The organism is Cohnella candidum, assembly GCF_003713065.1.
Taxonomy (GTDB): domain Bacteria; phylum Bacillota; class Bacilli; order Paenibacillales; family Paenibacillaceae; genus Cohnella; species Cohnella candidum.
Map to the genome: position 1 here is coordinate 3,325,684 of NZ_CP033433.1, position 26,111 is coordinate 3,351,794.

The 26,111-nt window shown below is 60.0% G+C and carries 25 protein-coding genes; 3 read left to right on the forward strand and 22 right to left on the reverse strand.

What is annotated here, in order from left to right; all coding sequences use genetic code 11:
- Nucleotides 1-7: 7 nt before the first annotated feature.
- The 14 genes from EAV92_RS15240 to EAV92_RS15305 form a co-directional block, all read right to left on the reverse strand.
- Nucleotides 8-937: a glycosyltransferase family 8 protein gene (locus EAV92_RS15240; protein ID WP_123041896.1), complete on the reverse strand. Its 930-nt coding sequence runs from the start codon at nucleotides 935-937 to the stop codon at nucleotides 8-10.
- A 33-nt stretch (nucleotides 938-970) separates the two neighbouring features.
- The gene (locus tag EAV92_RS15245; protein ID WP_123041897.1) at nucleotides 971-1,951 is read right to left on the reverse strand and encodes a hypothetical protein; all 981 of its coding nucleotides are present in this window, start codon (nucleotides 1,949-1,951) and stop codon (nucleotides 971-973) included.
- Nucleotides 1,926-3,083 carry a glycosyltransferase family 4 protein gene (locus EAV92_RS15250; protein WP_123041898.1) on the reverse strand — a complete coding sequence of 386 codons (1,158 nt, stop codon included), beginning with the start codon at nucleotides 3,081-3,083 and terminating at the stop codon, nucleotides 1,926-1,928. The genes EAV92_RS15245 and EAV92_RS15250 overlap by 26 nt, the downstream gene beginning before the upstream one ends.
- Complete coding sequence (locus EAV92_RS15255) at nucleotides 3,080-3,604, reverse strand: VanZ family protein (protein ID WP_123041899.1); 525 nt, start codon at nucleotides 3,602-3,604, stop codon at nucleotides 3,080-3,082. Before EAV92_RS15255 ends, EAV92_RS15250 begins: the two co-directional genes overlap by 4 nt.
- A gap of 1 nt (nucleotide 3,605) precedes the next feature.
- Nucleotides 3,606-4,655, reverse strand: coding sequence for a pseudaminic acid synthase (gene pseI, locus EAV92_RS15260; RefSeq protein WP_123041900.1), 1,050 nt, complete (start codon nucleotides 4,653-4,655; stop codon nucleotides 3,606-3,608).
- Nucleotides 4,655-5,314 (reverse strand): formyltransferase family protein, encoded by a 660-nt coding sequence (locus EAV92_RS15265; protein WP_206424224.1) that lies wholly within the window; start codon nucleotides 5,312-5,314, stop codon nucleotides 4,655-4,657. Before EAV92_RS15265 ends, pseI begins: the two co-directional genes overlap by 1 nt.
- Complete coding sequence (gene pseG / locus EAV92_RS15270; protein ID WP_123041901.1) at nucleotides 5,311-6,411, reverse strand: UDP-2,4-diacetamido-2,4,6-trideoxy-beta-L-altropyranose hydrolase; 1,101 nt, start codon at nucleotides 6,409-6,411, stop codon at nucleotides 5,311-5,313. Before pseG ends, EAV92_RS15265 begins: the two co-directional genes overlap by 4 nt.
- Nucleotides 6,408-7,583 (reverse strand): UDP-4-amino-4,6-dideoxy-N-acetyl-beta-L-altrosamine transaminase, encoded by a 1,176-nt coding sequence (gene pseC / locus EAV92_RS15275; protein ID WP_206424225.1) that lies wholly within the window; start codon nucleotides 7,581-7,583, stop codon nucleotides 6,408-6,410. The genes pseG and pseC overlap by 4 nt, the downstream gene beginning before the upstream one ends.
- On the reverse strand, nucleotides 7,580-8,557 hold the full coding sequence (gene pseB / locus EAV92_RS15280; RefSeq protein WP_123041903.1) for a UDP-N-acetylglucosamine 4,6-dehydratase (inverting): 978 nt from the start codon (nucleotides 8,555-8,557) through the stop codon (nucleotides 7,580-7,582). The genes pseC and pseB overlap by 4 nt, the downstream gene beginning before the upstream one ends.
- A 174-nt stretch (nucleotides 8,558-8,731) precedes the next feature.
- Complete coding sequence (locus tag EAV92_RS15285; RefSeq protein ID WP_123041904.1) at nucleotides 8,732-9,370, reverse strand: CpsD/CapB family tyrosine-protein kinase; 639 nt, start codon at nucleotides 9,368-9,370, stop codon at nucleotides 8,732-8,734.
- Nucleotides 9,351-10,073 carry a YveK family protein gene (locus EAV92_RS15290; RefSeq protein WP_123041905.1) on the reverse strand — a complete coding sequence of 241 codons (723 nt, stop codon included), beginning with the start codon at nucleotides 10,071-10,073 and terminating at the stop codon, nucleotides 9,351-9,353. The genes EAV92_RS15285 and EAV92_RS15290 overlap by 20 nt, the downstream gene beginning before the upstream one ends.
- Before the next feature lie 77 nt (nucleotides 10,074-10,150).
- Nucleotides 10,151-11,440, reverse strand: a complete 1,290-nt coding sequence (locus EAV92_RS15295; RefSeq protein WP_123041906.1) for an aminotransferase class III-fold pyridoxal phosphate-dependent enzyme — start codon at nucleotides 11,438-11,440, stop codon at nucleotides 10,151-10,153.
- Between the two features lie 51 nt (nucleotides 11,441-11,491).
- The gene (locus tag EAV92_RS15300) at nucleotides 11,492-12,385 is read right to left on the reverse strand and encodes an aldo/keto reductase (RefSeq protein ID WP_164472797.1); all 894 of its coding nucleotides are present in this window, start codon (nucleotides 12,383-12,385) and stop codon (nucleotides 11,492-11,494) included.
- A gap of 50 nt (nucleotides 12,386-12,435) precedes the next feature.
- Entirely contained in the window at nucleotides 12,436-13,212 is a 777-nt protein-coding gene (locus tag EAV92_RS15305) for a cytidylyltransferase domain-containing protein (protein ID WP_123041908.1), read from the reverse strand.
- Between the two features lie 126 nt (nucleotides 13,213-13,338).
- Between EAV92_RS15305 and EAV92_RS15310 the strand changes: the two genes are divergently transcribed.
- From EAV92_RS15310 to EAV92_RS15320, 3 genes are read left to right on the forward strand one after another with little or no spacing between them, the layout of a single operon-like run.
- Entirely contained in the window at nucleotides 13,339-14,646 is a 1,308-nt protein-coding gene (locus EAV92_RS15310; RefSeq protein ID WP_123041909.1) for a DUF4910 domain-containing protein, read from the forward strand.
- A complete protein-coding gene (locus EAV92_RS15315) occupies nucleotides 14,643-16,223 on the forward strand; it encodes a hypothetical protein (protein WP_123041910.1) in 1,581 nt (526 codons plus the stop codon). Before EAV92_RS15310 ends, EAV92_RS15315 begins: the two co-directional genes overlap by 4 nt.
- Before the next feature lie 16 nt (nucleotides 16,224-16,239).
- Entirely contained in the window at nucleotides 16,240-17,553 is a 1,314-nt protein-coding gene (locus tag EAV92_RS15320; protein WP_123041911.1) for a DUF4910 domain-containing protein, read from the forward strand.
- 498 nt (nucleotides 17,554-18,051) lie between these two features.
- Here the strand turns inward: EAV92_RS15320 and EAV92_RS15325 are convergent, their stop codons facing one another.
- Genes EAV92_RS15325 through EAV92_RS15360 form a run of 8 tightly spaced genes read right to left on the reverse strand, consistent with a single transcriptional unit; the run spans nucleotide 18,052 to nucleotide 26,108 of the window.
- Complete coding sequence (locus EAV92_RS15325; RefSeq protein WP_123041912.1) at nucleotides 18,052-19,044, reverse strand: GNAT family N-acetyltransferase; 993 nt, start codon at nucleotides 19,042-19,044, stop codon at nucleotides 18,052-18,054.
- Between the two features lies 1 nt (nucleotide 19,045).
- Nucleotides 19,046-20,062 (reverse strand): GNAT family N-acetyltransferase, encoded by a 1,017-nt coding sequence (locus EAV92_RS15330; protein WP_123041913.1) that lies wholly within the window; start codon nucleotides 20,060-20,062, stop codon nucleotides 19,046-19,048.
- Nucleotides 20,063-20,121: 59 nt separating this feature from the next.
- Nucleotides 20,122-21,498: a sugar phosphate nucleotidyltransferase gene (locus tag EAV92_RS15335; RefSeq protein ID WP_123041914.1), complete on the reverse strand. Its 1,377-nt coding sequence runs from the start codon at nucleotides 21,496-21,498 to the stop codon at nucleotides 20,122-20,124.
- Nucleotides 21,495-22,106, reverse strand: coding sequence for a putative colanic acid biosynthesis acetyltransferase (locus EAV92_RS15340; RefSeq protein ID WP_123041915.1), 612 nt, complete (start codon nucleotides 22,104-22,106; stop codon nucleotides 21,495-21,497). Before EAV92_RS15340 ends, EAV92_RS15335 begins: the two co-directional genes overlap by 4 nt.
- A complete protein-coding gene (locus tag EAV92_RS15345; protein WP_123041916.1) occupies nucleotides 22,075-23,379 on the reverse strand; it encodes a glycosyltransferase WbuB in 1,305 nt (434 codons plus the stop codon). Before EAV92_RS15345 ends, EAV92_RS15340 begins: the two co-directional genes overlap by 32 nt.
- Before the next feature lie 31 nt (nucleotides 23,380-23,410).
- A complete protein-coding gene (gmd, locus tag EAV92_RS15350; RefSeq protein ID WP_123041917.1) occupies nucleotides 23,411-24,436 on the reverse strand; it encodes a GDP-mannose 4,6-dehydratase in 1,026 nt (341 codons plus the stop codon).
- A 1-nt stretch (nucleotide 24,437) separates the two neighbouring features.
- Complete coding sequence (fcl, locus tag EAV92_RS15355; protein WP_123041918.1) at nucleotides 24,438-25,406, reverse strand: GDP-L-fucose synthase; 969 nt, start codon at nucleotides 25,404-25,406, stop codon at nucleotides 24,438-24,440.
- 33 nt (nucleotides 25,407-25,439) lie between these two features.
- Complete coding sequence (locus tag EAV92_RS15360) at nucleotides 25,440-26,108, reverse strand: sugar transferase (protein WP_123041919.1); 669 nt, start codon at nucleotides 26,106-26,108, stop codon at nucleotides 25,440-25,442.
- Between the last annotated feature and the right edge of the window lie 3 nt (nucleotides 26,109-26,111).

Here is a 26,111-nt window from a genome sequence, read left to right on the forward strand (position 1 = left end):
CATGCCGTCACCGGAAGCGCAATCTTCTCGCCAGGGTCAGGAACGCATCGGGCAGCATCGTCCGGGCCCACCGCTTCAGAATGAGCCTGAAGCCGGCGGCCGGCTTGTAGTGCTTCCACTCCGTCATGGACAGGTAGCGGTAATACTCTTTCTTGTAAGGATGCGCGTTGTCGTAATGCCACGGCTTGGAGTTGCCCGTGAAATGCACGATGGACGGCTGCTTCACGGCTTGGCGGAATTTCTCCCGCTTATCACCGGCCGCGTCGATCCTGCCCAGCATGTTCCGCTGCACGTTCCACTTGGGATGCAGGGCCATCCATTGGCCATGGAGCACGGCATTCAGCCCGTCTTGGTCGTGATAGTGCATGCGGTGGGGATTTTCCCTCACGAACCGGAAAACGCGCTCCGTGATCCGCGCTTCCCGCCATTTGGGCAAATGGATCAGAAGCACGCCCGAGTTGAAGTATGCGGCGTTGTCGGGCATGCCTAGATCGGCCCGCCGGAATCCGCCTCCCAAATCCTCGACCGCGCCGATCGGACAATCCTCCATCGGCACGTCCAGGAGCTTGGAGATATCGTCCCGCACGATAAGATCGCAATCCAGGTAAACGGCTTTCTCGATCAACCGGTCCCGAAGCATTTCCGGTATGACCAGCCGGTAATAGCTGGCTTGGGTGATGTGCCGGCCTTTGGCGATGAAGAGATCGTTGAAAGCGTCCCTGCTGACGGACAGAAATTCGATTTCTCCGCCGTGGCGGGTCACCGAACGGGTAAGCAGTTCCCGGTTATCCGCCGTCAGCTCCCCGTCGGCGACGTAAAACCGGACCCGTCTTTCGCAAGCCAGGTTCGCGAGTACGGACACGAATGCGACAGCCAGATGCTGGGCATAACAGTTGTCCGCGGCGCCTATGATGACAATCGACTCGTCTTGGTCCATCCCGCTCCGTCCTTTACTCGCTTACTCTCATACTCATTTGACGATATGCCGCAGCTTGCGGTATACCAGGTTCCGCATGCCGCGCGCCGTAAGGCCGCGCCTGCCGAGCCGAACGCCCATCGCCCGGGACAGGTACCGCCGGTAGGCGTCGGCCTTCGCCGTACGGAAAACCGTACGCCCCCGAACGACATCCCGATACACCCGAACGAAGCCGACATCGGTTTCGTCCGGCAAATGCCACACGGTCAGATACAAATCGTCCGGATCCTCGTTTCCGGCTGCGTCGGGAGAAGTCCGGATCCGCTTGATGAACGGATTCGCCGTCCGCGGCGGATACCCGAGCCGGGCGTAGGCGAACCCGAGCATCTGCTCCTCGTCCGCGAGCCTCGGACGATTCCGGCGGAAACGCTCGAGGGACACGCTCCATACGCGTTCCAGCTCCGGCATGAGTTTGCGGGCTTCCTTCACGGTGGCGGCGAAGCACTCGCTGCCGCAGACTTCGGGTACCCGGACCGGAGTTTCGCCCAGCATCTCCCGGTAAATCTCCCGGAGCTTGAGGCGGCTGATGCTGTTCAGTTCGGCTTCCGTCAGGACGGCGTCTTCGGTTGCCATCGTGAGCAGTCCGTACCGTTCCAACTGGGACTCCACGATGGATGCCGGCCGCAGCCAGACGCAGTCCGGATGAAAGACCGCGTATTTGGCTTCCTCGTCTTCTCCCGGCGAAGCGATTCGCTTAATCACGTCAAACAGATAAAACGGGCTTTTGCGCATGCCTTGAAACCCGAAAGGCGAACGGTAACTCAGCGGGACCCGTTCGATCCTGACCTTCAGCTCCTCGATGAGGAACCGTTCCAGGTCGAACCCCCGGATCCGGGGGACCGAGGAGGCGTCGGTGAACAGGATGTGGTCGGCCAGCGGATTGTGGCGGCGGCTTGTCGCGAAGAATACCGCGGCGCAACGCCAATCCGATTCCCGGCTCCCTTCCCCCTCATGAATCCAGGTACAGATGTTCACGGGAGGCAACCTCTCTTTCCGTCCGCCAGCCTTCCAGGATAGCGGCATGGGCATCCACCATCCTGTCCATCGAATACAGCTCGGAGATCTCCCGGCTCCGGCGGGAGAACTGTTGCCGGAGGTCGATATCCTCCGCCAACCGCCGAAGTGCCCGGGCCAGCTCCTCGGTATCCTCCGCGGGCACGACGAAGCCGTTCTCCCCGTCGCGCACCAAGTCGCCGGCCGCGCCCGCCCGGTCCGTGGTCACGATCGGCAAGCCGAAGGCGGCCGCTTCGTTGAACACAAGGCCCCACACGTCGTAACGCGTCGGCAGGACGAATGCGTCGGCCAGCTTCCAATAGGGCAGCAGCTCGTTCTTCTGCAAGAAGCGCTTGATCGTAACGCCGCGGATGCCTTCCTCCCGGATGATCTCCTCGTAACGCGCTTCCTCCGGCCCGCCGCCGATGAGCAGCAGGCTGGCCTTCCCTTCCGGAAGTTCCCTCTGCAGCTTGGCGAAGGCTCGCAGAAGCACGTCCAAGCCCTTGCGCGGAATGAATTGCCCGACGGCAAGCAGGACGACGCCTTCCAGGTTTCCCTTCCGCTTCAGCTCCGCTTTCTCTTCGGGTGCCAGTGGTTGTAACTCCTCGCCGGACAGCACCGTCGAAGACAGCGGGTACTCCCGAATGCGGTCGGCGGCCGCTCCGTAATGCTCCAAGTAGCGAGTGCAGCTGCTGCCCGAAGAAAGCCACAGAGCGGCGCTGGAGATCAGATAGGTTTTCAATTTCCGCTGCAGCCAGCGGTCGTTGCCCGGAAACCCGCCGTCCGAATTCAGGATAAACGGTTTCCGCCGAAGCTTGAGCCAATGGATCGCGAGCATCTCGGTCGGCGAGCTGTAGCAGCCCATGATATACGCGTCGAACGGCTCCGCGTTCAGCTCGCGGAGGATCGACAGGTTCAAATGCTTATCGAGGCCGAACGTTCGGCCTTTCAGGAATTGATAGCGAAAATGGCGGCCCAGCCCTTCGATCTCCCATTCGCGGTTGGACTCGTTACGGGCTTGGAACCATACGGTCAGCTCGCAGCGCTTGCCCAGCTCGTTGAAGAAATCGATGCGGTAAGGAGAGGGAATATTGGTCAGGAACAGCACTTTCATCCCATTTTCTCCTTTCCTTTGGCTTGCCCGGCCCTTCGGCCCGGACGCCCTCCGATTCCGATCGCGAGCAGGGTCAGCACGGTGCCCAAACAAGCGCCGAGCGTATCGAGCAGGACGTCCTCCGGAAGAGGCGTCCGTCCGCCCACGAAGGATTGGTGGTATTCGTCGGTGGCGGCGAAGGCGAAGCAGAGCAGCGCGGCGGCGATCGGCAGATAGCTTCTGCCTCTGAATATCGCTCTCAGCAAGAGCAGCGTCAGGCAGCCGAGAATCGCGTACTCCGTCACATGAGCCGCCTTGCGGATGAAAAATTGCACGAACTCGGCCGCGCCCAGCTCTTCAATGCTGACGGGGTGGCCGCCGTACGTGAAATCCACCCAAGACAGGTAGCGCTCCAGCTGTTGCGAGGACACTAACCGCTCTAGCCACGGGCGCATGTCTTGCCGCTCGAACGGCTGGGAGGAGAACAGGAACATGACGGCCATCCAGCCGAGCAGAAACGCGCCGTAGCCTATTTTCGCCATGCTAGAGCAGATCCCAGCTGACGGGCGTGCCCGCTTTCAGAGCGCGGGAAGCGGTGCGCCCTACGAACATGCCCATGAATTTGGGAGGGAGGCCGTATCCCGGCCGGATGATCCGGATATTGTCCTCGCTGAGCGTTTCTCCGGCGGCGACGTCGCGGCTGATGTAGAGGGAGCGCCGGAACTTCAGCGATTGCTTGTCCTTCTCGGTCAGCCCGTAATGCACGCCGCCGAGCGCTTGCCAAGCGCGCTCCGATTCGGCAACGAGCTGTCTCATTTCCTCCGGCTCGAGCGAGAAAGCCGCGTCCACGCCGCCGTCCGCCCGGGAAATCGTGAAATGCTTTTCGATGACCGTCGCCCCGAGCGCCACGCTGGCGATCGGCACGCCGATCCCTTGCGTATGGTCGGACAAGCCGACTTCGCAGCCGAACAGGCTGCGCAGGTGGGGGATCGTGTTCAAGTGGCTGTCGACGGGCGAAGCCGGATAATGGCTCGTGCATTTGAGCAGGATCAGGTCACGGCATCCGGCTTCCCGGGCTGCGCTGACCGCTTCTTCGAGATCGGCGATCGTCGACAAGCCGGTCGAGATGATCAGCGGTTTGCCGGTCGCGGCGACGCGCCGGATGAGCGGCAGGTCGTTGTTCTCGAACGACGCGATTTTGTAAAACGGCACGTCCAGCTCTTCCAGGAAATCGACGGCGTCCGGGTGGAACGGCGTGCTGAACGGAATCAGCCCCCGCTCCCGGCAGCGGTCGAAAATCGGCTTGTGCCACTCCCACGGCGTATAAGCCTGCTCGTACAGCTTGTAAAGGGATTGCCCTTTCCACAGGCTGGCCGGGTCGCCGATGAAGAAGTCGCCTTCCTCCAGATCCAGCGTCATCAGGTCCGCCCGGTACGTCTGCAGCTTCAGCGCGTGCGCGCCGGATTCGGCCGCCGCGTCCACGATGCGAAGCGCGGTTTCGAGCGATTGGTTATGGTTGCCGGACATTTCCGCGATGATGAACGGGGCATGGCCCGTTCCGACCTTGCGGTGTCCCAGTTGGATTTCCCGCATCACGTCACCTTCTTCTTTTCGACTTTCACCACGAAGGTGTCGCCGTCCAATTCGAAATAGCAAGGATATCTTTCATTGTCCGCCACGCGCATCAGCGCGAACTGATCGCGGATCGACAGGTCCGGGTTGAGCCGGCTGTCGGCGGGCGTGCGCTTCGGATAAAACGTGGCCTCGCCCTCTTGCGGCACCGCTTCCGCGACGATGCCGGGGTAGCGGTCCAGGAACTCCCCGCACATCTCGAAAGTGGCCCGGGCGAGCTCCCGCCTCATTTCATCGATCAGTTCGGTTCCGCGGAAGGAGAGCGTTCGCTTCAAGTAGATCGGGCCGCTGTCTACCCGCTCCGCCGCCTCGAACAGGCTGACGGGGATGTCGCTTTTGCCCTCGAGGATCTGCCAAGCCAAGGGAGACCAGCCTTTGCCCTTGGGCAAGTCGCTCGCATGCACGACCAAATTGCGTTCATAGAGGGAGAGAATTGCCGGGGGAACGATCTCCCCGCAGCCCAGATAGAAAGCGATGTCCCCGCCCGTCATGTCCCTCACTTCATGGACCCAGATAATATCCTCTACCAGCGGCTTCAGCTTGAGCAGCCAGGCCGGCAGGAATTCGTTCATCCAATTCCGCCGGTCGGAAATGACCGTAATGCTCGCGAATTTCTTCATCGGACAAGCTCCTCCACGATTCTATCGGCGCCTAAGCCGTCGGTCAGTTCCATGGCGCGCGCGGACATCCGCAGCACCGTCCCGGGATGCCGGCGCAGCGTCAGCAGCGCCTCCCGGATCACGTCCGGGCCGACTTCCTCGGATGGGCCCAACCATTGAACCGCGCCGGTCTGCGCGACGCGTTCCGTCAGTTCGATCTGGTTCGAAGCGGTCGTTACGATCAGCGAGGGAAGGCCGAGGCAGCAGCGCTCCCACGTGGACGAGCCTCCCGCCCCGACGGCCGCGTCGGCTTCCAGCATCAGCTCCGCGACGTTCTCCGCGTGGCGGAAGAAGCGTGCGTTCGGCAGCCCGTCGCAGAATTCGGCAATCCGCTCGGCGTTCGGATTCGATTTGCCGGCGAGCACCGTCACGGCCCAATCTTCCTCCGGCATCGACTGCAGCGCCTGCAGGGCTTTGACGGTCTCCCCGGTCGCATCTATGCCACCGAACGAGACGAGCAGCCGCCGCACGCTTCCATCGCGCCTGACGCGCCTGCGAAGCTCAGCAAATTCCTCCCGCAGCAGCGCGAACATAGGCCCGACCAACAGGCGGGTCCCTGGCGCGATCAATCCGCCGTAACGAGCCCCCGCGTCGGGGTCCAGGTTCTGGTCGAGCAGCAGGTCGCAGTCGTGCGGGCGGTCCGCCAAATCGTCGATCGCCATGAGCTTGCCGACGTAAGGACGCACCTTCTCCTCGTACCGGCTGTCCAAGGCATAGTGATCGACGACCAACCAGTCGATCTTCCCGTTCCGGCCGAGGCGGGGCAAGCAAGCGATCGTCTGCTCCGCGTCCTCCGCCCAATGCGCGCCGAGCCAGTGCGCGTGGGCCGGCGGCCGCTCATCCTCATTCCGCGAGCCTGTCGCGGCCGGTTCCGGCAGCACGAAAACTTCGTAGCCCCTCTCGCGGATATAGGCGATGAGATTCCCGTCATGCTCCCGGCACAGGAAGACGACTTCGGCCTGCCGCCGCTGCCGAAGCCGGTCCGCCAACGTCAGGCACCGCATGACGTGTCCCGACCCGATGAGCCGGGAAGCGTCGGCGCGTATAGCGGCTTTCATCCGGCAACGGGCTCTTTGACGCTCTCCCCGATGACTTTGCGGAAGGCGTGAATCACGTCCTCGACGTCGCGGTCGGTCATCGCGGGGAACAGCGGCAGCGTCAGCACCCTGTCGTAAAACCGTTCGGCCTTCGGGCACAAGCCCGGACCGTATCCTAAGCGGCGGTAATACGGATGAAGGTGGACCGGAATGTAATGCAGGTTAACGCCGATGTTCTCGGCATGCATGCGTTCGAAAATTTCGTCGCGCCCGAAGCGAAGGCGGTCGAGCTTCAGCTGTACGACGTAGAGATGCCAGCTGGACTCTCCGTTGCCGTCCTGCTCGGGCAGGATGGCTTCCTCCATGTCGCAGAAAGCCTCGTTATAGCGGTCGGCGATCGCCCGCCGCCGCTCGACGAAACGATCCAGCTTGTCAAGCTGGCTGACGGCAAGCGCCGCCTGGAAGTCGGTCAGCCGGTAATTGTAGCCGAGCTCCTGCATTTCGTAATACCAGGCGCCGCGGCTCGGATTCTCGAGCGACTCGCGGTCTCGCACGATGCCGTGGCTGCGGAACCGCAGGAGCTTCCGGTAATATTCCTCGCTGTTCGTCGTGATGACGCCGCCTTCCCCCGACGTGACGTGCTTCACGGGATGAAGACTGAACATCGTCATGTCGCTGACGGAACCGACTTTGCTCCCCTGGTAGCTCGCGCCCAGCGCATGGGCCGCATCCTCGATCAGCACGAGTCCGTGCTTCGACGCGATTTTCCGCAGCGCGGCGAGATTGGCCGGCTGGCCGGTGAAATCGACGGCGATGATCGCCTTCGTCCGATCGGTCACGAGCTTCTCGACTTCAACCGGGTCGACATTATAGGTCCGCTCGTCGATGTCCGCGAAAACCGGCGTTCCGTTTTGGTACAGCACGCAGTTAGCGCTGGCCGCGAACGTCATCGGCGTGGTGATGACCTCGTCTCCATCGCCGATTCCGGCCGCGCTGCAGGCGGCGTGCAGCGCCGCGGTGCCGTTTGCGAAAGCGACGGCGTAGCGGGCTCCCACGGTTTTCGCCATTTTGCTCTCCAGCTCCGGAACGAGCGGGCCGGTCGTCAGGTAATCTCCCTTTAAGATCGCCGTGACGGCCTCGATGTCACGGTCGTCAATCCATTGCCGTGCGTAAGGAAGGAAGGTGTTTCTCATGCGTATTCACCTAGGTACTGCCGGATTTCTTCGTCCGTCAGCCAGTGGTCGTTGGTATGGCTGCAATAGCTGAACCTTTCGTCCAGCGGTTTGCCCCCGTAGCCGTCCGGGTCGTCGTCCAGCCAGCCGTGGTATTCGGGTTTGATGACGTAATAACCGTCGAATTCGACCGTTTTCCGGGCGTCGTCTTCCGTGATCATCGCTTCGTGCAATTTCTCGCCGGGCCGGATGCCGACGAATTCCATCTGGCAGTCGGGGGCGATCACCTGGGCCAAATCGACGATTTTCACGCTCGGGATTTTCGGGACGAAAATTTCGCCGCCTTTCATCCGCTTCAAGTTATCCATGACGAATTGCACGCCTTGGTCGAGTGTGATCCAGAAACGGGTCATCCGTTCGTCGGTAATCGGCACTTTGCCGGTGCGGCGGATTTTGTGAAAAAAAGGAATGACGCTGCCGCGGCTGCCGGCCACGTTGCCGTACCGGACGACGGAAAACCGGGTCGGCTTCTCGCCCACGTAAGCGTTGGCCGCGACGAACAGCTTGTCGGAAGCGAGCTTCGTCGCGCCGTACAGGTTGATGGGGTTGGCCGCTTTGTCCGTGCTGAGCGCGATGACCCGCTTGACGCCGCGGTTGATCGCCGCGTCGATGACGTTCTGGGCGCCCAGGATATTCGTCCGGACCGCTTCGATCGGATTGTATTCGCAAGCGGTCACGTGCTTCAGCGCCGCTGCGTGAATCACGATGTCCACGCCGTCGAAAGCCCGGTTCAAGCGCTCCGCGTCGCGAACGTCCCCGATGAAAAACCGCATCCTCGGATCCGTGAATTCTTGGCTCATTTCGTACTGTTTCAACTCGTCCCGGCTGAACACGATGATCTTCCGCACATCCATATCCAACGCCTTCTGCACGAACTTTCTTCCGAACGATCCGGTTCCCCCGGTCACCAATACCACTTTTCCCGTAACTTCCATCTGTACCTTCCTTCCCCGACTATAGACCTATTCGATACATAATGTATTCCGCTTGAACCTTATGATACATTTAGTATCAATTATACGTCAACACTTTTGTCTACAGAATGTATCAAAAACAAGAAAAAGCGCGCCGGCTTGGCCCGCCGGGCACGCTTGCATAGTGCGTGGGTCCTACATTCGATTCAAGACGACACCTACGATTTTGGCCCGAACGTGCTCCAGTCTCTCCATTGCCTGCATCGCTTCCTTCTGCCTGACTTTTCCCGCTCTCACCACGAACACGACGCCGTCGCAGAAAGCGGACAGCACTTGCGAATCCGTCACGTTCAGCAAACAGGATGCGTCGATCAGGATGAGGTCGTAACGGGTCCTCAGCTCCTCGAGGAGCTTCAGCATCCGTTCCGATCCGAGCATTTCGGACGGATAGACGGTGGCCGGCCCCGCGGCCATCAGGGACAAGTTCGGCACGGAAAGCTCCTGCACGGCATGCTCGATCGTGCAGCTTTCGGACAGCACGCTGGTCAGCCCCAGCCGGTTGGACGCCGAGAACAAGCGGTGAAGCGCCGGTTTGCGCAGGTTGGCGTCCACCAGCAGCACTTTCTTTTCGGCTTGGGCATACAGGACCGCCAAATTGCTGACGGTCGTCGATTTGCCCTCGCCGGGTTTGGAGGAGGTCACCGCGAGAACCCGGCGTTCCCGATCCGAGTCGGCGAATTGGATGTTCGTTCGCAAAGCCCGGAACATCTCGGTACGCGGGGAATCGGGATTCGCGATCGCCACCAGCTTGTGCTTACTGATTAACGCCGACATTGATCGCTTCACCTGCCTTGATTTTCTTCGAAAGCTCCAGATCTTCAACTTCACCCGTCTTGAAATCCCCTTTCCGGATGCGGGTTACCGTCGCGAGCAAAGGCTTGCCCAGCATCACGGCCACGTCCTTCTCCGTGCGGATCTTGTCGTCGAAGTATTCGCGAAGCAGAATCAAGCCGATGGAGGCCATGAACGACAGCACGACCGCGATCGCGAGCTTGCTGGTCAAGCTCTTGGAGACGTTGCGGGGAGGCTCGGCTTTGCCCGAGTCGCTCAGGATCGTGACGCTGTCCACCTTCATGACTTTCGGGATTTCCTCGCGGAACGTGTCCGCCACCGCATGCACGATCGCGGCCGCTTTGTCGGGAGAAGGATCCCTCACCGAAATGCTCATGACCTGGGATTTCTCGGAGGTGCCCACCGAAATGCGCGAAGCGAGCTGCTCGGAAGTCAGCCCGAGCTCCGGATGGCGGGCGGCGGCCGGATCCATGATCACGGGCGTCGTCAAAATTTCTTTGTACGTATCGGTATACTCCGAAGTCGAAGAGGTATGGACGATGACCTTCGAGACGGCTTCGTAACTCGGCACGGCATACTTGTCGTGGTAGTAAAATACGGATCCGCCGAATACGGCGGCCATCAGGACCATGAACCACGCCCTGCGAAACAACAGCCTCAGCAATTCCTTCAATTCCGGTTCCATGATCGGTTCGCCCCTTGAGATACACGTTGTATCTTATGCCTCTTCACGATACGATACAAAATGTAACATGTCAAGCGTTATCGTACCCGGAACAGGGGCTCCAACGGCTTGCAGCGAAGCCGGTTCTCCAGATCGCCGCGGGTGAGCGCGGTTTCGAGCTGCTGCAGGAATTCGTCGTAAGCGAGCAGGAGCCGGGCCGCGTCCTCGTCGGTATGCGAATAGCTGACGGTATGGGCGCCCAGCGTGAGAATGCCCCGGGCCAGCATTTCTTGCAAATAGAAGGTTTTGATGTCCCAGGAGCTGTACCGGTCGGTGTCCCGGATGCTCAGAAACGACCACGACGGACTGCCGGTCACCGACAGGACCGACTCCAGACCGTGCAGTTCGATGGAATCGCGAATGCCGTCCATGATTTTACGCCCGACGCGGTGGATCGAGCTGATCACAGGGTACGTCTCCAGCCTGCGCAGGGTCGCAAGCGTCGCCGCCAGGGACAGCGTTTCCCCTCCGAACGTAAACGAATAGAAAATATCCTCCATTTTCATCATGAGGTCGCGTTTTCCCACGATGGCCGAGATCGGGTAACCGTTGGCCATTCCTTTGCCGAACGTCGCGAGGTCCGGCGTCACGCCGAACAGACGCTGCGCGCCCCCGATGTCGAAGCGGAATCCGGTGACCGTCTCGTCGAAAATGAGGACCGTACCGTGATTGCGGCATAGAGCCTGGATACCCTGCAGGAATTCGGGAGTCGGTTCGGTCGAGTTCATCGGCTCGAGAATGACGGCGGCGAATTCGCCCGGGTAATCCGAAAACAATTTCTCCAGCGTATCGAGACGGTTGAAGGTAAAAGAATGGGTCAGCTCGCGAACCGCCTTCGGAACGCCGAGATGACGCGCGGTCGAACCGATGTACCAGTCCTGCCAGCCGTGGTAACCGCACACCGCGACGCGTTCCCGCGACGTGTAGGCCCGGGCCAGCCGGACCGCGCCGGCCGTGGCGTCGGAGCCGTTTTTGCCGAAACGCGCCATCTCGGCGCACGGAATGAGCTCCGTCAGTTTCTCCGAGACCTGCATTTCCAGCCGGTGCGGCAAGCTGAACGAAACTCCGTTGTCCATCTGGCGCCGGACCGCGTCGTCGACGAACGGGTCGCGGTAGCCGAGCAGCACGGCCCCCAGGCTGTTCACGAAATCGATGTATTCGTTGCCGTCCGCGTCCCACACCCGGCTGCCGAGCCCTTTTTCGATGAAATAGGGAGAGACGCCGAGCGGGTATTGGGTTTTGCTTTTGCTGAACGTTTGGCTGCCGAGCGGAATCGTGTGCAGGGCTCTTTCCAGCAATCTTTCCGATTGCGCGTATCGACTGGACATGGTTTCACCTGATTTCTTGGGATTGGGTGGATCGGATCATTCTTGTATGGCTTAAAGCTTCCACTGGGAAGGATTCAACAACGCCGGGTCGCGCGCCGCGAAAGGAGCGAACTCGTCGGACCGGCGGCGGAGGCCGTTGCGCAGCGCGGCGGCGAGCTGGAGCAGTTGGGCGCGGTCATTCACGCCGCATACGAAAGCATCCACTTCCGCCAGCCCGTCCACGTAGGAGAGGGCCGCTTCTACCGCATCAAGTCCCGTGCGCTGGAGAAACAGAGCGTAGCCTTCGAGATGCCGGGCATACGGCCGGAAATAGGCGGGGATCTCATCCTTGTCCATCAACAAGAGGCCCTGCAGGAAAACCGACCGGGCATGGACCTCGATCCCCCGCTCCTTGCATTTGCGGAGTGCTCCACTGCGGATCAGCCGCTGGTCGAAAACGTTGACGGGCGCCTGCAGCAGCTGGAGCGGATAACGCTCCGCCAGCCCCTCGACGTCGTCTTCGGCGTAGACGGACACCCCGACCTTCTCCACCAGGCCCCGCCGTCTGCAGCCCAGCAGCCATTCCATGATTTCGTCGCCCTGCGGGGACAGCAAGTCTCCCGCCCGGTGCAGCAGCAGCCCGTAGACGGAGGGCTGACGCAGCCTGCCGAGGGACTGCTCCAGCAGCCGGTCCGCCTCAGCAGCGTCGAAGCGGCCGCCGTCTGCCGCAAGCAGGGAAGGCATCTTCGTCACGATATCGAAGCCGTGATTCCCCCAAAGCCGGCTGCCCAGCACCTCTTCGCTCTCCCCGTACAGCACGGCCGTATCCAGAACCCGAACGCCCAGCTCTTGCGCCGTTTCGAGAATCGCCCGCACCTCTTCGGGAGCCGTCTGCCCTTGGCGGTTGGACACGCCGTACGGCAAGCCGAATTGAACGGTCCCGAGACCCAGCTTCGTTTTGTTCATTTGACGAGCCTCTCCTTTGACAGCCGCTTGCGGTATTCGAGCGGGTCCGCTCATTTGACCTTCCGGTCCGCCGCGAGAGACTTCATCTCTCCTTCGTTGCGGAGGATTCCTTCGTTCCGCCCGGTCAAGTCCGAATGGCTTTCGATCAGCGAAAGCCATTCGGGGAACGAGACCTCTCGAGGCTCCCACCCCTTGTCCGAGGCCAGGCTCACGAGTGCGGTCAGAAAGCTCCAATCCCGCTCTTCGTCCAACGTCCACCTGTAGTGGGAATAGTCCTTCTCGCAGCGGATATGGTCCTGGGGAAACAGGTCCGGACGGTTTCTCATGTAAGGCGTGACGTGTTCGCGCTCGGACGCCCATTCCGACTGGCGCCATGCCTGGTACAGCGCCTCGATGGTGAACACCTCGACATCCAGCCCGTCGGGATACGTCGGCGGATTGATGTTGGAAACATAGCGCAGCTCCGGCTGGCCTTCATTGAACCTTGCGACCACGGCGTCCACGACGGCCGGATCGATTAAGGGACAATCTCCCGTAATGCGTACCACGGCGTCCGCCCGGATGGCTCTCGCCGCCCGGTAATAGCGGTCCAGCACATCGTGCTCGCTTCCTCGAAACACCGGAATGCCGAGCCGTTTGAGCGTTTCCGCGAATTCGTCGTCGGCGGCCGATTCGCCCGTCGCCACGACGATTTGGTCCAGGTTCCTGCATTTGGACAACCGCTCGTAGATCCATTGAATGACCGGCACCCCGCCGAGAGGCCGGAGCACTTTGCCCGGCAGCCGCGTGGAGCCCATGCGCGCCTGCACGATGGCGGCGATTCTCATCTTTGGTTCCCCCCGTGTCGGAAAAGTAGGATTGACTCTTGACAGAGATTAGTATAAATTAAATGCAAGATTGATACAATATGTAACAAATTTTCTTCGTAAGTATACTAATTGGAGCGTGAAAATGTGGAGGCGGAGCGTCGCAAGGAACGGATGAAAACGATGATTGACCGGTACTACAGGCTGAACCGGGTGTCGGTCGCGGACGATACCAGCCTGTTCGCGAGGGAGCTCGCCGAGGAGTTGGGAGTGGGCGTCCTTTCGCTGTCCACGGGCACCCCTTGCCTGACTTGGGCCGTGCCCCGTAAATGGGTCGTGAAAGAAGCGTTTATCGAAACGCTGGACGGCAAGCGGATCGCCGATTACGCCTGGCACCCGCTGTACCTGAATTCCTACTCGGCCCCCTTTTCCGGCATCCTCAGCCGGGAGGAGCTCATGAAGCACGTATCCTCCCATCCGGTTTTGGAAGACCGCCTAATATACCTCAACCGCTGGCAGTACCACCGGGAGCATACCCAATGGGGCTTCAGCGTTCCGGCCAACGTCGTGAAGGAAATGACGGACGAAGCTTACCGCGTCCATATCGACGTTTCCTTCGAAGAGGGACAGCTCGACGTCATCGACTGGATTCTCCCGGGAGAAACCGAAGAGACGATCTTCTTCGCCGCCCACACCTGCCACCCCGGCCAGGTGAACGACGGAATCGCCTGTATGGCCGTGCTGGTCGAGCTTTTCCGGCACCTGCAGACCTTGCCGAGGCGCAAGTACACGTACCGGCTCATCATGGGGCCGGAATACTTCGCGGCGGCTGCCGTCCTGGAGCACGGCCGGGACGTGAAAAACCTGCGCTATGGCTATTACCTGGACATGGTGGCCAACCTGCTGCCCATGAGCTATTCCGCCTCGTTCGCCGGCAACAGCTACGCGGACCGCATCACGCGCAGCGTCCTCCGGAATTACGAAGCGGGGCGCCTGGATGCCCCATACCGCAGCCTGTACGGGAACGACGAAATGTTCTACGACGGGCCGGGATTCGAAATTCCGACCGTCTGCCTCGCCCGGCATCCTTTTCCTTACTACCACACGGATTGGGACGACCTCGCCCATTGCGACTTCGAAGGGCTCGAGGAAACGTTCCGCATCCTGACCGATATCGTCGCCACGTTCGAAGCCGACTGCGTCCCGGTCCGGACCTACGAAGGTCCTCTTTACTTGAGCGGATACAACTTGTACATCGATCCGCTGAAGGATCCCAAAGGCTACAACGCCCTTCAGGCGATCCAGATTTACATGAACGGGGAAAGAAGCTTGCTGGAAATCGCGGAGAAAGCGGACGTCTCGTTCTCGTTCGTTCACGAATTTTACAGCGAATTGCTCAAACACGGGTTGGCCGTCGAGAAGCCGGCTCTGATCCCGGAGGAGGCCGTTTCATGAGAAGCTACCAAAGCCATCTTCAGCATGCGTCGGCTGCAAATGCCGCCGTCGCGCGGAAACCGACGTTCCGTTCGTCCGCGATCTTTCCGGTGTTCCATTTGAAGGGCGTGCGGACCCGCATCGCTTTTCTCGGCTATTGGATGGTCAAACGAAGCATTCCGGAGATCCATTCCGTCGTCACATTGCGTTCGATCCACGGCACCCCGTTGTACCGTCGCTCTGAACGCATCACCGAAGCGAAAGCCTACCGCGTCGAGGCGGAGGATCTGCTGGCCTGGGCCGGTATGAACCCGGAAGCCGAATTTACCGGCAGTCTGGAAATCGAATTCTACTCCTCCCGTGACCTCGTCTATCCCTATCCGGCCGTTGTCGTGCAATATTACGGCCCGGAATTCGGAACGATCGTCCACACGGCTCAGCGGGTATTTAATGACGCGGAAGACCGCAACGCCAACCTCGAGTCCGTCGTTCCCGAAGCCGGCTTCAACATTTACGCCGACGACGACCGGGAACCGTTCTTCGCGTTCGTGAACGGCTGCGATCCGGTACGGGACGGCCGCATCGCTATGAAGTTCTACAACAGCAAACGCGAGACGCTGGAATGCTTGATTCCGGTTTCGCAGCTGCTCCCTTACGAGACGACGATCGTCCATCCGGATCGGCACGTCGATCTGCAGGGCTTCCTCGGCGGCAAGCCGGGCACGGCGCAAATCCAGTTCGACGTTGCGTGGGTGTTCCCCCGCATCATCGCCGGCAACGTCCAGCGCTCGCGGCAAGGCATCAGCGTCACCCACACCTATTACGACACGTCTTCCCATTCGGGCGACGAGCATTATTGGAAGGACGCGCCCGAAGGCTGGCAGCCGGCCAGCTTGTTCGTGCCGCTGTCTCTTTCCGGGGACCGCTACACGAACATTAATTTCTACCCGATCTATTCTCCCTCGGAGCTGGAAATCGACCTGGAGCTCTACGAGAAGGACGGAACGCTCATCGGCATCGAGAGAAACGTCCACCGGATTGCCCCGATTCACCGGGGACTGCATACCTTGGAACTGAAACCGCTGGCCGAGAAGTTCGGGGCGGATGCAGAGCGCGCGGCGGGGGCCAACCTGGTCGCCCGCACCGTCCGGGGAAGCCGGCTGCCGACCCGATTGAAAATCGGCCTGGATTACGGCATGGGAACCCACGCCTTGCCCTGCAACATTTGCAAAACGATGGACGTCAACAATCCGGCGCTGGAGAACAAACGAAGCTCCTTCCACTGGGCGCCCGTGCTGGCCGACCAGCAGGATGCCGTCGTATGGGTCGTGAACAGCGCTCCGCTGAATCCTTACGAGCGGAACGCTCCCGTCACGTTGACCTTCTACAGGGAAGAAGATACGGCCACCCTGACTCGAGAACTGGAACTGCCGCCGAACGGCGTTCACGAAATCCGGCTGAGCGAACATCCGGAGCTGCTCGAATTTTTCGGCGGGCGGATGGGCTGGTATACGTGCGTGTCCACGAACCCCCACGCGAAGTCCTATTACCTGAGCGAGAGCGCATCCGGCATCGTCGGCGGCGACCACGACTTCTGACGGGGGGTTCCAGGGCATGTTGATGGACTTGTTCGACCGGCTGTTTCCGATCAACCGGAGCATTACGGGCAACGGCGTGCGGGAAACGCTGCACATCCTGGGCGAGTGCGCCCCGATCCGGCAGCGGGAATTCCCGACCGGCACCGTATGCTTCGATTGGACCGTGCCGAAGGAATGGAACGTCAGGGACGCCTACGTCAAAGACGGGCAAGGACGCACGCTGATCGATTTTAAAGCGAACAACCTCCATTTGATGGGCTATAGCAAGCCGTTCAGGGGCTACGTCTCCCGAAACGAGCTGATGGAGCATCTGTACACGAAGCCCGATCTCCCGGACGCCATTCCCTATGTCATGTCCTATTACCGGGAGGACTGGGGATTTTGCGTCGAGCATCGCCGTCTGCCCGAGTTCACCGACGACTGGTACGAGGTCGTGATCGATTCCGACCTGGAAGACGGGCACATGACCATCGGAGAGGGATTCATTCGGGGTTCGTCGGACCGCGAAATTTTGCTCTCGACGTACGTCTGCCATCCTTCGATGGCGATCAACGAACTGTCGGGGCCTCTCGTTCAGACGATGATTTACCGGGCGCTGAAAGACCGCAAAGACTTGAAATACAACTACCGTTTCCTCTACCTGCCCGAAACGATCGGTTCGCTGCTGTATCTAAGCCAGCACGGGGATGAACTGGTCGCCAAGGTGGACGCCGGCTATGTCGTCACCTGCGTCGGACACGGCGAGGCGTTCACCTACAAGAAGAGCAAGCGGGGCGACACGTTGGCCGACAAAGCGGCGCTTCATGTGCTGAAGCAGTCGGGCAAGCCTTATAAAGTCGTCGAGTGGAACCCGTTCGGCAGCGATGAGCGGCAATATTGCAGCGAAGGCTTCCGACTTCCGGTCGGCAGTCTCATGCGCACGATGTACGGGGAGTATCCCGAGTACCACACGTCGCTCGACAACCGTTCGCTCATCAGCGAGCAAGTGCTGCAGGAGACGGTCGACATGTACCTGGCGCTCATCGAGACGCTGGAAGCGAACGAGACGTACGTCTGCACGCATATCCACGGCGAGCCCAAGCTCGACAAACGCGGCCTCTACCCCTACACCGGCGGGACGAGAACGCCCGAGCAGAAGCTGCGCATCCTCCAGACCACTCATCTGATCGCCTTCAGCGACGGGCAGCGTGACCTGATGGACATCGCCGAAACACTGAATCTAGCCGGCAAGGACATGAAGGAAGCCGCGCTGCAATTGGTCGAGCATGGCCTGCTGCGCAACGTGAGAACGTCGTCCGAGCTGCAGACGGCAGCCGGGAAACGGGATTGAGCGTACATGAAAAAAAAAGCGATCGCCTCGATCGCTTTTTTTGTGGCTAAATTGCTCGACCTCCGCGTCGCTGCAAGTAACGTTACTAGGTATCGCTAAATCGCTCGACCATCGCCATCACGTCGAATTAACGACACTGGGTATCACTAAATTGCCCAAACACCGTCATCGCGACGGATTAACGATACCGGGTATCACTAAATCGCCCCATCACCACCATTCCGCCGAATTAGCGATACCGGGTATCACTAAATTTGCGCTGCCTGGACGCGAGCGAGTTAGTGGACGTGGGAGGCTATTTTAGCGGTACTTCGGACTTACGATCCAAATAGTGGACGTGGGAGTCTATTTCGGAGGTTCGACGGGGGTTCTAGCAAGCTGGGGGTTCGAGCGAACGCACGAGAACCGCAGATTCCACAGTGCTGATCCGGTAGTCGACCAGCGCATGGATCCCGCGGTTCCCGAAAATTGCCGCACGCTTTTAAAGCCACCCTATTTCTACCGAATCGCCTGCTTCAGGTAGTAGGCGAACTTGAACAGCTTGCCGTTGATTTTCGAAATCTGAAAGTAGGGCTTCTGCGCCGCGCCGAAAGAACGGTAGATTCTCTCGATCGGCTCGTGCATGCCTCCGTGGAAATCGAACGCCTTCCGATCCTTGGACATCTCCCGGATCGCATGCCAAACGAGCAGCGAGTGAGCTCCGCTCATCTTCGCCTCAGGCGTCTCCCCGCCCAGCAGGTAATACGTGCAGCGGTCGTCCCACACCAGGTACAAGGCGCATTGCGCGTTCCCGTCGGCGTCCAGCGCCAGCAGGATTTTCCGGCGGTTTCTCCTTCGGCACCGTTCATCCACCGCTTTCAGAGTCTCATAGGAGTACGGCATCGAGAACCTCGGAGGATCGAACATTTTGCTGTTGGTCGCCTGGAAAAGGTCGAGATCGTCGCTTTCCACGACGCGGATCCGCCCTTCGGCTTTCGCGATGTCCGCCTTCACCTTGTCCGAAAACTCCCCGTACACCCGCTCCAAATCCGTCGTATCCTCCAGCACGTACGTGAACCGGGACGTTTGACGGAACCCTTTCCAATAAAAAATGCTCCAGTTCGTATTGTCCCAGTGCAACTGCTGGTTAAAGTAATCCACCGCCGGAATCTGCTCGATCAGCTCCGTGTAGATTTCCCTTTCGTAGGACAGCTTGGCGTCCTGGTTGGGAAACTCGGGGTAGCGGATCCAAACCCCCATCGTCAGCGTAAGCTGCGGCATGGAAATGACCTCGAACATCGACTTTTTCGTCTTGCGGTACGGCATCGAAGCCACGATCCGGCCCCCTCTTTCCACGAGGGCGACGTCCCAATTGTCCGGTCCCCCACAGACAGCGTCGAGCCACCAATCCTGATCGAACAGCGGCACGCCGGGCTCGGTGCTGCAAAGCTCCCTGTATTTGCTTTTGGCGTCCCTGGCCGCGGCCGCGGGACCGGTCTGAAGAAGGCTCATTTTACACCATCATCCCTTGATTGATATTGGTATATAAGGAAACCGTCGTGACGACCGCCGTCACCTGGCTGATCGCCTGCTTCAGGTAATAGGCGAATTTGAACAGCTTGCCGTTGATTTTCGAAATTTGAAAATAAGGCTTCTGCACCGCGCCGAAAGAGCGGAAAAAGGTTTCGACGGGCTCGTGCATGCCGCCATAGAGATCGAGATTCTTCGTCACGCCCGACAGTCTCTTCACGGCTTCCCACAACAGCAGCGAAGACGCCCCGCTTTTCCGAAGCTCCGGATCGCCGCCGCCCAAGAGATAATAGGCGCAGTGCTCGTCCCAGACGATGTAAACGGCGCTGTGAACGCGGCCTTCCCGATCGACGGCAAACCAGATTTTGCGGCAATTCCGTTCCCGGCACGCCTTGTCGACTTTCCGAATGAATTCGAGCGTATGCGGCATTTTGACCCCTTGCCGTTCGAACGTCATTTCGTTGATCCGGTGAAACGCCTCGATGTCGTCGCTTTCGACGATCCGAAGCTGCTTCTCGGCTTTGCGGATTTCGTTGCGCGTCTTTTCCTTCAGGTTGGCGTAGAGACGCTCCGTATCCTGAAGGTTCTCCAGGACGTAAGTGTAGCGCGTCGTCTGACGGAAGCCCCGCCAATAGAACGTGCTCCAGTTGGTGATATGCCAGTGGAAGTGCTGGGTGTAGTAGTCCACCTTCGGCAGGCGGTCGATGAGTTCTAAGTAGATTTCTTTTTCGTAGGACAATCGGGTCGCGTATTTCTGGCCTTTCGGATATTTGATCCAGATGCCCATCGTTAACGTCAGGTACGGCATTTCGATGACGTCGAAGAGCAATTTCTTCGTCCGGTGGTAAGGAAGGCTGGCGACGACCTCGCCTCCCCTTTCCACCAAAAGCACATCCCAGTTGCTTTCGCCGACCGTCGCGTCCAACCACCAGTCCTGATTGACGAGCGGGATGTCCGAATGGCGGCGGCACAACTCCCGGTACTTGCTTTTCTCATCCATGATGCGGAAACCTCGCTTCGTTAAAGGTTTAGGTCGTTAACGTTCGCCGCTTCGGAAGGTTATCCGGTAATGCCGCAATGCTTCTCGATATCCGCCCACTCGTGGTAAAGCCGAATGACGTCTTCCGCGCTTACGCGGCTGCCCATTTGAACCTCGACCCACTCCATGTCGCTCTCGGCGAGCACGCTGTGAGGGGTGCCGGCCGGAATGTGGAGCACGTCGCCGGCGTGGATTTTGGAGATGACGTTGTTCATGACGAACGTCCCTTCCCCGCTCGCGACCGTCCAATATTCGTCCCGGTTCAGATGAAAATGGTAGCTTGTGCAGTGTCCCTTATTGACGCGTACGGTGCGGGTGAGCAATTCTCGATCGTTATCCAGCTTCCGGAAGTCCATGACGCGCGACGTTCCCCACCGCTTCTCCTCGTACATGGGCCGCTGCTCAATGTCCTTCAGCATGTCTTTCAGCTTGGGGCTGCGGGCTTTGTCCGCGACGAGAATGCCGTCCGGACTGGCGGCCACGACGACGTCCGACAGGCCGATTACGGTCACGAGCATATCCAGTTCATTCACGACATGCGTGTTGACCGAGTCCGGACTGACCAACCCGCGGCCGATTTTGTCGATGTTCATCTCTTCGGTGAGCGTATTCCACGTGCCGAGGTCTTTCCAGTAGCCATCGTAAGGCGTGACGGCGACGGATTCGACTTTCTCCACCACTTCGTAGTCGAAGCTGATGGCCGGCAAGCGGTCGTACTGCTTCACCATTTCCTCGTAGTGGATCGGCAGGCCTTTATCGATCAGCAGGCGGATGACCGTATCCAGCTTGAACGCGAACACGCCGCAGTTCCATAAAGCGCCTTCGGCGATAAGGCCCTCGGCCGCTTCTTCCGAAGGCTTCTCCACGAATTTCCGGACGGAGCGGTATGTATCCGAATCGGCGGACCCGGCGTGCGGGACGATGTAGCCGTATTTTGCGGACGGATAGGTCGGTTGAACGCCGATCAGCGCCAGGTCCGCTTCAGAGGACCTGACGACCGTTTCGAGCTCCTTCACCTTTTCGAAAAAGCTCTGCTCCACGTAAGGATCGACCGGCAATACGGCCACGACTTCGTCGAGCGGCGTGCTTTCGATGGAGTACAGATACGCCGCGGTCAGCGCGATGGCCGGAAACGTATCCCGGCGCGTAGGTTCGACGATCGTCACGACGGAATCCGGCAGCTGGTTGCGGATGATTTCCGTCTGCTTGGCGCCGACCGCCACGAGCGTGTCGTCCGCCAGCCCCGCCTTTTCCAGTTGACGCCATACCCGCTGGACCATTGATTCCATCTCGCCCTGCTCGTTGCGAAGCACCTTCAGAAACTGTTTGGACCTTGTATCGTTCGAGAGAGGCCACAGCCTTTTGCCGGAACCTCCGGACAATAACACGATTTTCATGAAACCACCGCTTTCCGTTGTTCTGATGGGGTCGCAGGCCATTCCTCGCCCGCTTCTCCCGGGAAACGCTGCCGAACGAACCGTGCGGGCGTTCCCGCGTGGATTTCCCCGGCCGGCACGTCGCGCAGTACCGTGCTCCTCGCTGCGGCAACGGCCATCGTGCCGATCGTCACGCCCGGATACACGAACACGTCGCTCGCGACCCATGCGCCGTCTTCGATGCGTACGGGCTTGACGATCAAGGAAAACGCGACGTCCTCCGGATCGTGGCTTCCCGTGCACAGGTAACTGCGCTGGGAGACGACGCAGTGCGCGCCGATCTCGATCCGATCCAGGCTGTAAAGCTCGGCCCGGTCGCCGATCCAGGAATGATCCCCGATGGTAACCTTCCACGGGTACGTAAAGGACGCGCTCGGACGCACTTTCACGCCCGCGCCGATCTTTGCGCCGAATAACCGAAGCAAGAACCGGCGGAAACCGTACATCGGCTGCGGCGAGCATCGGAACAACGTCGCCTGCACGAACCACCACAGCAGGACGACCGCCCCGTTCCGGCCGCGCGAATAGCCGTCTTGCCTATACTGATTTAACCGAATGCGATTGATCATTGGATCCATAAGCCACCTGAACTCCCAGCTCCGTCACGGATTGATGGAAGGCCTGCATGACGGCCTCGTAGCCGAGCTTTTCTTCCGCGTATCTCCTGGCGGCAAGCCCTGCCTCCTTGCGGAACGCCTCCCGTTCGGCAAGGTCCCGCAGCCCGTCCGCCAAAGCGTCCGGATCTTCGGGCGGAATGAGCAGTCCCGCTCGGGACTGTTCCATGACGGCGTGGACGGCCGTCTCCCGTTCCGCCGTCGCGATGACGGCTTTGCCGCTGGCGAGCATCCCGGTCAGCTTGGAGGGCATGACCAGATCGGAGGATTTCCGCTTTTGGATAAGCATGTGGATGTCCGCCATGTTGAGCAGCTCGTTCAGCCGCTCGGCCGGCTGAAGCGGCAGGAACCGGACGTTGGCCAATCCGCGGCGCCGCGCCTGCTCCGCCAAGTTCGCTTTGGCCACGCCGTCCCCGCACAGGACGAACCGGATGCGGGGATGCTCCCTCAGCTTTTCCGCGGCGTCGAGCACGATTTCCAGCCCCTGTTTCTCGCCCATGTTGCCGGAATAGAGGCAGACGATGTCGCCGGGGCCGAACCCCATTCCATCCCGCAAGCCGTTCGGTTCACCCTCTGCGAGCGGCCGGATGGCGCGAAGATCGGCCCAATTCGGGAAGTGCCGTATCCGCTCCTCCGGCACTCCTTTGGCTTGCAGCCGCCGGACCATCGGCTGGCTGATCGAGGAGACGATGCGGAACGACCGCATCAGCCAGCCCTCGAAGCGGGTCACCGCCTTCTTCAGCCAAGGGCGGTCGGGCAGAATCCCGAGCTCGAAAGCGGCATCTACCTCGAAATCCTGTACGTGCAGCCACGATTTGACCCGAAAAGGTTTCGACAGCAGAAGCGCCATCGGAGAGAGCATTAGCGGGGGTTCGACGACGAAGAGGATATCCGGACGCCAAAACATTTGGAGGAATAGGACAGGCACGCTGGAAACCGCGAAGGAAAACAGGTGCAGGAGGCGTTTGATTCCGGACGCCTGCTTCGGCACCCATACGGGACAACGCCAGATCCGCGCCCCGTGCCATTCTTCGCGCGCGTAACGGGCGGCCGAATAGCCCTCCGGCACTTTCCATTGCGGATAGTACGGCGGCGCCGTAATGACGCGCACCCGGTACCCTTGCTCGGTCAGCCAACGAACCATCTCTCCGTTGTACTTGCCGATGCCCGTCAATTCGGGAGCGAAATTGATGCTGTAAAGCAGCACTTTGCCCGAACCGGTCTTCAAGTGGAAATCACTTCGCTCTCTTCCTTTGCCTTCAAATCGATATGGCCAGCGGTCTCTTGGGCAAATCGGGGGTACGCTGCATTTCCCATTTCACGAGCTGCAGGTCGGAGTCCACCATCATGCCGATCATTTGCTCGAAGCTGACTTCCGGCCTCCAATCCAGCTGGCTCTTGGCTTTCGTGCAATCGCCGAGCAGTAAGTCGACTTCGGCGGGCCGGAAAAATTTCGGGTCGATGACCACGTGGTCCTCATAATCCAGGCCGACATGGTTGAACGCGACGCGCAGCAGCTCGCGCACCGTCCGAGTCTCTCCGGTCGAGATGACGTAATCGTCCGGGGTTTCCTGCTGGAGCATGAGCCACATCGCCTTCACGTAATCGCCGGCGAAGCCCCAGTCGCGCTGGGCCTCCAAGTTGCCCATGTGCAGCTGCTTCTGCAAGCCGAGCTTGATTCTGGCCACCCCGTCCGTCACTTTCCGGGTCACGAACTCGATGCCGCGCCGCGGGGATTCGTGATTGAACAAAATGCCGGAGCAGGCGTACATATTGAAGCTTTCGCGGTAATTCACCGTGATCCAGTGCCCGAACACTTTCGCCGCGCCGTAGGGACTTCGCGGGTAAAACGGCGTCGTCTCCCGCTGCGGCGTCTCCACCACTTTGCCGAACATTTCGCTGCTCGAGGCTTGGTAGAATCGGGCCGTCGGGCAAGCAATCCGCACGGCTTCCAGCATGTTCGTGACGCCGATCGCCGTGATTTGGCCCGTCAGCAGAGGCTGCGGCCAAGACGTCTCGACGAACGATTGGGCGCCGAGATTGTACACCTCGTCGGGCTTCGCATGCTGTACCGCCGAAATCAGCGACGACAGGTCGGTCAAGTCTCCCGACAGCCATTCGATTTCGTTGCGGATCGCCTGGACGTTGTCGTAGTTCGGCGTACTGGTCCTGCGTCTTAATCCGTAAACCTTATATCCTTTGTTCAGCAGAAGCTCCGCCAAGTAGGAGCCGTCCTGCCCCGTCGTTCCCGTGATCAAAGCTTTTTTCGCCGTTTTCACCGGCATATCACCCCAGCCTCCCTTGAAGCCCGGTCAGTTCGGGGGCTTCTGCCGAATGTCGTACATACCAGGAGTAGGTCTCCCGCAACCCTGCTTCAAGCGGAATGCTCGCCTTCCAACCGAGCCCGCTCAGCTTGGAGACGTCGACCAGCTTCCGCGGCGTACCGTCCGGCCGGTTCGAATCGTAGCGGATCTCCCCTTCGTAGCCGACGATGCTCTTCACGAGTTCCGCCAGTCCGGCGATCGGGATGTCCTCTCCCCACCCGATGTTCACGATGTCGCTGTCTTCATAGCGGTCCATCAGGAACAGGCAAGCGTCGGCCATATCGTCCACGTGGAGAAACTCGCGCCTCGGCGTACCCGTCCCCCACAGGGTGACATAGGGCGCCCGGTCCCGTTTCGCGTCATGGAATTTGCGGATGAGGGCCGGAAGAACGTGGGAACTTTCGATATCGAAATTGTCGTTCGGGCCGTAGAGGTTCGTCGGCATGACCGAGATGAACCGGGTGCCGAATTGCCGATTGTAGGCCTGGCACATTTTGATGCCGGCGATTTTGGCGATCGCGTACGGCTCGTTCGTCGGCTCCAGGGTTCCGGTAAGCAGCGAATCCTCCCTAAGCGGCTGCGGCGCCATTTTCGGATAAATGCACGTGCTGCCCAGGAACATCAGCTTTCGGACGCCGGTACGGTACGCCGCTTCGATCACGTTCGTTTGGATCAGCAGGTTGTCGCGGATGAAATCCGCCGGGTAGTCGTAATTCGCGCCGATCCCGCCGACTTTGGCGGCCGCGAGGAACACGTAATCGACCTGCTCCTTATCGAAAAATTCCCGGACCGCCAGGGCGTCCCGCAAATCCAGCTCCCGAGAAGTGCGGTGCAAGATGCGTTCATGGCCCTGCCGTTCCAAAGCCCGGACAAGGGCGGAACCGACCAAACCTCGGTGCCCTGCCACGTAAATATGGGCGTTTTTGTCCATCGATGTTTAACCACCTTCAAGGAATTAGGGGTTCTAAAACGCGTTGCGCGACCCGAATAGCAGCCGTACGGTGCGGACGATGATGACCATATCGAACCAGAAGCTCCGCCTGCGGATGTACTGGAGATCGAGCTCGACCATTTCCTCGAATCCGACGCTGCTTCTGCCGCTGACCTGCCAAAGCCCGGTGCAGCCCGGCACCACGGTCAGCCGCTGAAAATCCCGTTCCCGATAAGCCGTGACCTCCCTCGGCAGCGGAGGCCGGGGCCCGACGATGCTCATGTCTCCCCTCAGGACGTTCCAAAATTGCGGCAGTTCGTCTATGCTCGTACGGCGGATGAACTTGCCGACCTTCGTGATCCGGGGATCGTCTTTCATTTTGAACATCGCCCCGCTGACGTCGCTTTGGGCGGCGAGCCGCTCGAACAGCTGCTCCGCGTTGGTGACCATCGAACGGAATTTGTACATTTTGAAGGTCTTCCCGTTTTTGCCGATGCGCGTTTGGCTGAACAGCACCGGTCCGCGGGGATCTTCGAGTTTGATCGCGGCGGCCGTGATCAGCAAAATGGGGGACACGAGCGCGAACCCGATCAGCGCGGCGACGATATCGAATAACCGTTTGGCCCAGTCGCTCCGCTCCGCGGCGGATTCCGACGGATACCTTTTGACGGCGACTTCCAATTCCTGCATGCGCATGCTCATGGC

What these genes read in the sequence shown, in the direction of transcription:
- EAV92_RS15240 (WP_123041896.1), bottom strand. Translation starts at nt 937, where the DNA reads ATGGACCAAGACGAGTCGATTGTCATCATAGGCGCCGCGGACAACTGT.
- EAV92_RS15250 (WP_123041898.1), bottom strand. Translation starts at nt 3,083, where the DNA reads ATGAAAGTGCTGTTCCTGACCAATATTCCCTCTCCTTACCGCATCGAT.
- EAV92_RS15255 (WP_123041899.1), bottom strand. Translation starts at nt 3,604, where the DNA reads ATGGCGAAAATAGGCTACGGCGCGTTTCTGCTCGGCTGGATGGCCGTC.
- pseI (WP_123041900.1), bottom strand. Translation starts at nt 4,655, where the DNA reads ATGCGGGAAATCCAACTGGGACACCGCAAGGTCGGAACGGGCCATGCC.
- EAV92_RS15265 (WP_206424224.1), bottom strand. Translation starts at nt 5,314, where the DNA reads ATGAAGAAATTCGCGAGCATTACGGTCATTTCCGACCGGCGGAATTGG.
- pseG (WP_123041901.1), bottom strand. Translation starts at nt 6,411, where the DNA reads ATGAAAGCCGCTATACGCGCCGACGCTTCCCGGCTCATCGGGTCGGGA.
- pseC (WP_206424225.1), bottom strand. Translation starts at nt 7,583, where the DNA reads ATGAGAAACACCTTCCTTCCTTACGCACGGCAATGGATTGACGACCGT.
- pseB (WP_123041903.1), bottom strand. Translation starts at nt 8,557, where the DNA reads ATGGAAGTTACGGGAAAAGTGGTATTGGTGACCGGGGGAACCGGATCG.
- EAV92_RS15285 (WP_123041904.1), bottom strand. Translation starts at nt 9,370, where the DNA reads ATGTCGGCGTTAATCAGTAAGCACAAGCTGGTGGCGATCGCGAATCCC.
- EAV92_RS15290 (WP_123041905.1), bottom strand. Translation starts at nt 10,073, where the DNA reads ATGGAACCGGAATTGAAGGAATTGCTGAGGCTGTTGTTTCGCAGGGCG.
- EAV92_RS15295 (WP_123041906.1), bottom strand. Translation starts at nt 11,440, where the DNA reads ATGTCCAGTCGATACGCGCAATCGGAAAGATTGCTGGAAAGAGCCCTG.
- EAV92_RS15300 (WP_164472797.1), bottom strand. Translation starts at nt 12,385, where the DNA reads ATGAACAAAACGAAGCTGGGTCTCGGGACCGTTCAATTCGGCTTGCCG.
- EAV92_RS15305 (WP_123041908.1), bottom strand. Translation starts at nt 13,212, where the DNA reads ATGAGAATCGCCGCCATCGTGCAGGCGCGCATGGGCTCCACGCGGCTG.
- EAV92_RS15315 (WP_123041910.1), top strand. Translation starts at nt 14,643, where the DNA reads ATGAGAAGCTACCAAAGCCATCTTCAGCATGCGTCGGCTGCAAATGCC.
- EAV92_RS15320 (WP_123041911.1), top strand. Translation starts at nt 16,240, where the DNA reads ATGTTGATGGACTTGTTCGACCGGCTGTTTCCGATCAACCGGAGCATT.
- EAV92_RS15325 (WP_123041912.1), bottom strand. Translation starts at nt 19,044, where the DNA reads ATGAGCCTTCTTCAGACCGGTCCCGCGGCCGCGGCCAGGGACGCCAAA.
- EAV92_RS15330 (WP_123041913.1), bottom strand. Translation starts at nt 20,062, where the DNA reads ATGGATGAGAAAAGCAAGTACCGGGAGTTGTGCCGCCGCCATTCGGAC.
- EAV92_RS15335 (WP_123041914.1), bottom strand. Translation starts at nt 21,498, where the DNA reads ATGAAAATCGTGTTATTGTCCGGAGGTTCCGGCAAAAGGCTGTGGCCT.
- EAV92_RS15340 (WP_123041915.1), bottom strand. Translation starts at nt 22,106, where the DNA reads ATGATCAATCGCATTCGGTTAAATCAGTATAGGCAAGACGGCTATTCG.
- gmd (WP_123041917.1), bottom strand. Translation starts at nt 24,436, where the DNA reads ATGCCGGTGAAAACGGCGAAAAAAGCTTTGATCACGGGAACGACGGGG.
- fcl (WP_123041918.1), bottom strand. Translation starts at nt 25,406, where the DNA reads ATGGACAAAAACGCCCATATTTACGTGGCAGGGCACCGAGGTTTGGTC.
- EAV92_RS15360 (WP_123041919.1), bottom strand. Translation starts at nt 26,108, where the DNA reads ATGAGCATGCGCATGCAGGAATTGGAAGTCGCCGTCAAAAGGTATCCG.